Source organism: Micromonospora sp. NPDC051296, from assembly GCF_040682255.1.
GTDB classification, from domain to species: domain Bacteria; phylum Actinomycetota; class Actinomycetes; order Mycobacteriales; family Micromonosporaceae; genus Micromonospora; species Micromonospora craterilacus.
The window spans coordinates 1-6,931 of the sequence record NZ_JBFBAO010000365.1; the positions used below are offsets into that span (position 1 = coordinate 1).

Consider the following 6,931-nt stretch of genomic DNA (forward strand, 5'->3'; position numbering starts at 1 on the left):
GGAGTCGTCGAGCAGCACCGGGATGCCGTACAGCGGCCCGGTGGTGCCCTTCTTCCGCCGGTCCCGGTCCGCGGCCTTCGCGTCCTTGATGGCGTCCTTGTTCAGCCCCCTGACCGCCTGGATGGCCGGGCCCTCCGCGTTGGTCAGCGCGATCCGGTACAGGTACGCCCGGACCAGGTCCTCGGAGGTGAGCGTTCCTGCGTCCAGCCGCGCCTTCAGGCTCTGCACCGACTCGGTCTCGAGCGAGAACGGCAGGACCGGCGGCTCCTTGCCGCCGAGCATGGTCATGACCGCGTCGTAGTCCGGATTGCAGCCGCCCCGGTTGGCAAATGGTGCCGCGGGCCGGGTGTGCGCGCACCGGTACATGCTCGGGTTCACCCTGCTCGCCGGCTGGCGCAGCTTGGTGGCCTGCTCGATCACGTACGCCACGCCGATCAGGTCGCGCTCGCTGTAGGCGGCGCCGTGCACCGACACGTCCTGGGTACGGCGGGTCGTCGTGGTGTATCCCATCGGGATGGTGACGGCCGGGTAGCCGGCCTGGGCCCCGCTCGGCACCGACCCGAGGATCGCGATGACCGGGTCCGTCGGCTGGGTCGGATCGGAGTTCGGGTAGTCCACCATGGTGTTGATGGCCTCGTGGTAGGCCGCCTTCTGGAGGGGCAGGTTGGTCCGGAACTGCACCTCGTTCGCCCCACCAGGAGTGACGTCGACCAGCGAGGCGCTGAGGTGGCGGGCGTTGCCGAACTTCAGCGCCTGGTGGGCCTCGGCCTGGTTGACGGCGACCTCCTCGACGAGCGACTTGATGGGCGCGTCGGGGCCGAGCCGCTTGTAGTACTCGTCGATGGCCTTGTGCTGCTCGTAGCCGGAGGGCACGCTGGGTCGCGGCCCGACGGCCACCGTCGGGCGTGGCACCATGACGGCGCCGGCCGCGGCCAACGCGTCGTACGCGATCTTGAGCGGGCTGCCCTCGGTGAGGGTTCCGTTGTACCCGATCTTCTTACCCTTGACGAAGTCGAGGTCGAGCGCCGACATGTAGTCCGGCACCGTGCTGGGCGGGGTCGGGATAACACCGGTGGCAAGGTAGTCGGGTCCGAACATGGCGACGTACACCGCGTCGGAGTCGGGGTCGGGCCCGGCGATCGACTGCAGGGTCATCGCCGCGTCCGAGACGGTACGCACCATCGGGCCCGCCGTGTCCTGCGAGGCGAGGATCGGGGCGATGCCGTAGCCGGGCACCAGCCCGACGGTCGGCCGCAGACCGACCAGGCTCTGCGCCCGGGACGGGCTGATGATCGAGCCCGAGGTCTCGGTGCCGATGCCCAGCGTCGCCATCGCCGCCGCCATCGCGGTGCCGGTGCCCGACGAAGAGCCGCTCGGGTTCTGGTCGGCGTCGATCCCGTTGAGCACCTGCCCGGTCAGGTTGCCGAAGCCCGACGGCTGGTTGCCGAAGCTGTTCGCGTACTCCGACAGGCCCACCTTGCCGAGGATCACGACGCCGCTCGCCCGCAGCTTCTTGGTGATGCCCGCGTCGGTGGCCGGGTACGAGTCGCGCAGCGAGTAGTTGCCCGCCGAGGTGTACATGCCCTTGACGTCGATGAGATCCTTCAACAGGATCGGCAGGCCGTGCGCGGGGCCGCGGAGCTGCCCCTTGGCGCGTTCCTGGTCTGCCTGCGCGGCGTCCTTCAAGACGTCGGGGTTGAGTTGGCTGACGGCGTTGAGCCCGGGGCCGCGCTTGTTCAACGCCTCGATCCGGTCGAGGTACGCGCAGGTGAGCTGGACGGAGGTGAGCCCACCGTCGGCCATCATCTTCACGGCCTGCTCGCCGGTGAGCGTCTCGAGATTGAGGGTCGGGTAGCCCTTGCAGGCGGGTTCGGGGGCCTGGGCGGCAGCGGGGTTCGCCGACATCGCCACGACGACTCCGACGCTCACCAGGATGGCCGCCATCGGGCGGGGAACGGGTGATCTGCGCATTTCTCCTCCTCAGAGGTACCAGGCGGGGGCAGCCTGGGTAGCGCCGGAATCATGGCGAGGGATGGTTTCGCGAGCATGTCTCGGACGTTCCGGATCCACGATGTGACGGGATTCCCACGGACCCGCGCGAGGGCGTCGGCCTCGGAACCATCGGCACGGCTTTGCCCAGGCGCCGTAGGTTCGATAATTGACATTATGTCAAGTTGACGGCCGGAGCGATCTCCTCCGCGCCGCCGACGGCCCCCGTTCGATCGGTGGGCCGGGCGGCACGGCCTCCAGGTCGTAGCCGCCGGTGCGCGCCTCTCGCCGGTGCCGCGACCCAATGGGTCACCTACGCCGACGCATCGGGTCGCGGTGCCGGGCTGCGGGTGCGTCTTGTATCAACGGCACAAGACGCACCCGCCATGCTCCTGTCTGCCGCCCCTGCGCCCACCCGCGGGCGGGCCACTCCCCTCCGTTGCCAGCCAACCCGAAAAACCTGCATAATATGGCTTATGCATGACAAATCGGGTAAAGCGGTTGTGGAGCTGGTTGAAGAGTTTCTGACCGCGCGCGCCACCCGCAAGCCCTCCCCGCACACCCAGGCGGCGTACCGGCGGGACCTGACCACCGTCGCCGCGCACGCTGCGGAGCTGGCCACCCCTCCCCTCCCCCTCGACGGCCTTCCGCTCGGCGCGCTCTCCCCCAGCCTGATGCGGGCGGCGTTCGCCCGGTTCGCCGCCGACCGGGCCGCTGCCTCCGTCGGGCGCGCCTGGTCCACCTGGAACGGCTTCTTCGCCTTCCTGGTGGCCGAGCAGGTGGTGCCCGGCAACCCGATGCCGGCGGTGGGTCGCCCCCGGTCACCGCTGCCCCAACCCAAGCCGCTGCGCGGCGAGGACACTCCCGAGCGGCTGCTCGCCTCGGCCGCCCGGGCCGAGGGGCGGCAGCGTGACCCGTGGCCGGAACGGGACGTGGCGGTGCTGGCCCTGGCGCTGTGTGCGGGGCTGCGGTTGTCGGAGCTGCTGGCGCTGCGGGTCGGTTCGCTGGCCGGCCGGCCCGGCGAGCGCCGGCTGGAGGTGGCCGGCAAGGGTGGGCGTCCCCGGGTGTTGCCGGTGGAGCCGGATCTGGACGCGGTGTTGGCGGACTATCTGGACAGTCGGGTGCGCCGGTTCGGCTCGCGTACGGTGCGGCCGGATTCGCCGTTGCTGGTGGACCGGCGGGGTGAGCCGCTGCGTCGGGGTGGGCTGCAGTATCTGGTGGAGTCCTGCTATCGGCGGGCCGGGATCGGTGACCGGGTGCCGCGTGGGGCGCGGTTGCACGCGTTGCGGCACACGTTCGCGACGCGGTTGGCCGAGGACGGTGCGGGTGCGGCGGAGATCATGCGGCTGTTGGGGCACGCGTCGTTGGCGTCGTCGCAGACGTACATCGAGGTGACCGCCGGGCAGCAGCGGGATGCGGTGCGGGCCAACCGTACGAACCGGGCGTTGGTGGGGTTGGCCCGGGGTCAGGCCGGTTGAGAGGCCGCCGGGGCGGCGCTGAGGATCGCCGGCAGGACGGTGTCGATCGCGGTGGTGGGGTCGAAGGCCGGGTCGGGGTTGGCGAGTTGGTTGTTGAGCAGGCCGTCGACGAGGGCGAGGAGCAGTCGCAGGGCGGTGGCCGGGTGGCGGGCGCCGAGGGCGGCGAGCAGGGGTGTGGCCCAGGCGGCGAGGTCGCGTTGGCCGTGGGCGATCTGTTGTTGCAGGGCGGGTTGGTGCGCGGCTTCGGCGAAGATGGCGAGCCGGGCGAGGGTGAGGGTGCGGCCGGTGGTGGCGAGGTGGTGGACGAGGACGCCGAGGGTGGTGGTGAAGGTGTCTGGGTCGATGTGGTGGAGGTTGCCGGCGAGTTGGTGCCAGCCGCTGGTTTCGAGGTCGAGGATGCGGGTGAGGACGCCGGCGAGGAGGGCTTCTCGGGTGCGGTAGCGGTTGGAGGTGGAGCCGGTGGGCAGGCCGGCCTGGTCGTCGACGGCGCGGTGGGTGAGGTGGCGGGTGCCGCGGCTGCCGAGCACGGTGATGGCGGCGTCGAGGAGTTGTCGTTGGCGGGCGTCCACGGGCTGAAACTACAGCAGTAGTGCGGGCAACTACATATGTAGTACGGTCGGTTGATGCGGGGATCTGCGGCCGTCATCGGGGGCGGCGTCGGTGGGCTGGCGGTGGCGAACGGGTTGCTGCGGGCCGGGTGGACGGTGACGGTGTTCGAGCGAGCCGCGGGGCTGCCGGAGACCGGCACCGGGCTGGGCATCTGGCCGTCGGCGTTGCGCGCGCTGGACCGGCTGGGGCTCGGGCCGGTCGCGCGCGAGCGGGGGCGTACGCAGCCGGACGGGGCGATGCGCCGGCCGGACGGTTCGTTGATCGCCAGGTTGGATGCGGGGCGGATCCGGCGGCGGCACGGCGAGGGGGTGCGGCTGCTGTCGCGTCCGGCGCTGCTGGGGTTGCTGGCGGAGGCGCTGCCGGCGGGCACGGTGCGCTTCGGTTCGGTGGTGGCCGATCCGGCGGCGTTGGCCGACGGGTACGACGTGGTGGTCGGTGCGGACGGGATTCGCAGCGCGACCCGGGCGGCGATGTTCGGTGACCGGTATCCGTTGCGGTATGCGGGGGTGACGGCGTGGCGGGGCACGGTGCCGCTGGAGGTGCCGGCGGCTGGTGAGACATGGGGGCGGGGCCGCAAGTTCGGGGTCACGCCGCAGTCCCCCGGGGTGACGAACTGGTACGCGGCGGTGGCCGCGCCGGAGGGGTACCGGCCGCCGGAGGGTGATCTGGCGGCGTTGCGGCGGTGGTTCGGCGACTGGCACGATCCGCTGCCGGCGGTGCTGGGGCGGATCGATCCGGCCGGGTTGTTGCATCACGACGTGCATTTCCTGCCGCCGTTGCCGACGTATGTGCAGGGGCGCCGGGTGTTGCTGGGTGATGCGGCGCACGCGATGACGCCGGATCTGGGTCAGGGTGCCTGTCAGGCGTTGGTCGACGCGGTGGCGTTGTCGGAGGCGTTGGCGGCGGCGCCGGATGTGTCCTCGGCGCTGGCCCGGTACGACGGGCTGCGGCGCGGGCCGACGCAGCGGATGGCGGCGATGGCGGTGCGGGCGGGTCGGTTGGCGCAGGTGCGCCGGTTCATCGGGGTGCGGGACGCGGCGGTGCGGTTGGCGTTGGCGTTCGGTCCCCCGGGCTGATCTGTCGCGTGATCGCCGCCCAGGGCGCGCCCGGGGGTGATGGCGTGGCCTGGGCGCGGTGTGGCAGGCTGGCGGTGACGCGACTGGCGGCACCGAGGATGGGATCGACCATCGGGAAGCTCTCGTCGTGGAGGTCGTCCGCCTGGGCCTCCGCGCGAGGTGAGCCATGTCGACGACGATGACGACCGCTCGGCTGCTGCCCGGTGGGCCGGTGGCGGAGATGATCCTGGCCGAGGTGGCCGATGGTGTGGCGCGGTTGCGGGCGGCGGGGGTGACCCCGGCGCTGGCGACGGTGCTGGTGGGTGACGACGAGGCGAGCGCCGGTTACATCCGGATCAAGCAGCGGCAGGCGGCGGAGTTGGGCTTCGATTCGCCGCACGTACGGTTGCCGGCGTCGGCGTCGCAGGCCGACCTGCATGCGGTGCTGGCCGATTTCAACGCGGACCCGGGTGTGCACGGGGTGCTGGTGCAGCATCCGATTCCTGGTGGTCTGGATTACGACCGGGCGTTGCAGGTTCTCGATCCGGACTCCGACGTCGACGGGATGCATCCGGTGAACATGGGCCGGCTGGCGTTGGGGCTGCCCGCTCCCCTGCCGTGTACGCCGGCGGGGATCGAGGCGCTGCTGGCGTTCCATGGGGTGCCGGTTTCCGGTCGGGAGGTGGTGGTCCTGGGTCGGGGGGCGACGTTGGGGCGGCCGTTGGCGTTGCTGCTGGCGCAGAAGCGGCCGACGGCGAACGCGGCGGTGACGGTGGTGCACACGGGGGTGGCGGACTGGCCGCGGTACACCCGGCGGGCGGAGATCCTGGTGGCCGCTGCCGGGGTGCCGGGGATCGTGCGGCCGGAGCATGTGCGGCCGGGCGCGGTGGTGGTCGGTGGTGGGGTGCGGTACGAGGGGCGGCGGTTGTTGCCGGACGTGGATCCGTCGTGCGATCGGGTGGCGGGGGCGATTACGCCGCGGGTCGGTGGGGTGGGTCCGGTGACGGTGGCGATGTTGTTCCGCAACGCGTTGCGGGCGGCGCGGTCAGCCGCCGGCCTGGCGGGTCAGCCGTAGGGCTGCCTATCCGAGGTCGACCAGCAGGGGTCGGTGGTCGGAGATGCTCGACAGCGGGGTCCGTACGGTGGTGACCGGCGGGAGCTGGTTGAAGCCCTGCCGGTCGGCGATGACGTGGTCGAGTTGGACGCGGGGTTGCCCGGCGGGATAGGTGGGCCGGCGGCCCAGCAGCCGCCAGCCGGAGACCAGCCGGACGGCCCAGGCGGGCAGGTTGAGGTCGCCGAGCAGGATCCGCGGGGCGGGCAGCGACCGCAGGGCGCGGACGACCTGGCGCAGTTGGCGGGCGTTCCACCCGGGCACGAAGGACAGGTGGGTGGCGGCGACGGTGAGCGGGCCGCGTGGGGTGTCGAGCACGGCGGCGAGCACCACGCGGGGTTCGTCGCGTAGCAGCACCAGGCCGCCGCCGGGGCCGGGCACGTACACCGGGGAGCGCACCGGTGCGGGGCGCAGCCGGGTGACCCGCCAGGTGGTGACCGGGTGGCGGGAGACCAGGCCGACGCCGTAGCAGGGTTCGCCGTGGCCGTCGTCGTCGTGGGTGAGTGGGCGGAACGCCTCGCCGGGGGTGCCGACCACGGCGGCGGCGAAGCGGTGCTCGGCGGCTCCCATCGCCTGGGCGGCGATGGCGGTGAGATCCAGGTTGCCGCTGCGGGACTGGTCGCGGTCGACCTCCTGCAGGGCGAGGACGTCGGCGTCGAGGTCGCTGACGGCGGCGGCGAGCCGGGCGG

General features: G+C 72.3%; 6 protein-coding genes and 1 riboswitch. Of the genes, 3 read left to right on the forward strand and 3 right to left on the reverse strand.

The genetic code is table 11. The features are described from left to right. A partial coding sequence (locus AB0M52_RS28040) for an amidase family protein (RefSeq protein ID WP_363959758.1) occupies window positions 1-1,971 on the reverse strand: 1,971 nt, incomplete at its 3' end. 494 nt (window positions 1,972-2,465) lie between these two features. On the opposite strand from AB0M52_RS28040, the gene AB0M52_RS28045 reads away from it, so the two are divergent. Then, on the forward strand, window positions 2,466-3,467 hold the full coding sequence (locus tag AB0M52_RS28045) for a tyrosine-type recombinase/integrase (RefSeq protein ID WP_363959761.1): 1,002 nt from the start codon (window positions 2,466-2,468) through the stop codon (window positions 3,465-3,467). Here the strand turns inward: AB0M52_RS28045 and AB0M52_RS28050 are convergent. After that, complete coding sequence (locus AB0M52_RS28050; protein WP_363959764.1) at window positions 3,455-4,036, reverse strand: TetR family transcriptional regulator; 582 nt, start codon at window positions 4,034-4,036, stop codon at window positions 3,455-3,457. The genes AB0M52_RS28045 and AB0M52_RS28050 overlap by 13 nt on opposite strands. Window positions 4,037-4,090: 54 nt before the next feature. Between AB0M52_RS28050 and AB0M52_RS28055 the strand changes: the two genes are divergently transcribed. Both AB0M52_RS28055 and AB0M52_RS28060 read left to right on the forward strand, forming a co-directional pair. Next, window positions 4,091-5,152 (forward strand): FAD-dependent monooxygenase, encoded by a 1,062-nt coding sequence (locus AB0M52_RS28055; protein WP_363959767.1) that lies wholly within the window; start codon window positions 4,091-4,093, stop codon window positions 5,150-5,152. A 70-nt stretch (window positions 5,153-5,222) separates the two neighbouring features. Continuing rightward, window positions 5,223-5,307, forward strand: a riboswitch (ZMP/ZTP riboswitch). Between the two features lie 11 nt (window positions 5,308-5,318). Continuing rightward, window positions 5,319-6,206 (forward strand): tetrahydrofolate dehydrogenase/cyclohydrolase catalytic domain-containing protein, encoded by an 888-nt coding sequence (locus AB0M52_RS28060; protein ID WP_363959770.1) that lies wholly within the window; start codon window positions 5,319-5,321, stop codon window positions 6,204-6,206. Between the two features lie 6 nt (window positions 6,207-6,212). On the opposite strand, the gene AB0M52_RS28065 is transcribed toward AB0M52_RS28060, so the two are convergent. Next, on the reverse strand, window positions 6,213-6,931 hold a 719-nt coding region (locus AB0M52_RS28065; protein WP_363959773.1), incomplete at its 5' end, for an endonuclease/exonuclease/phosphatase family protein.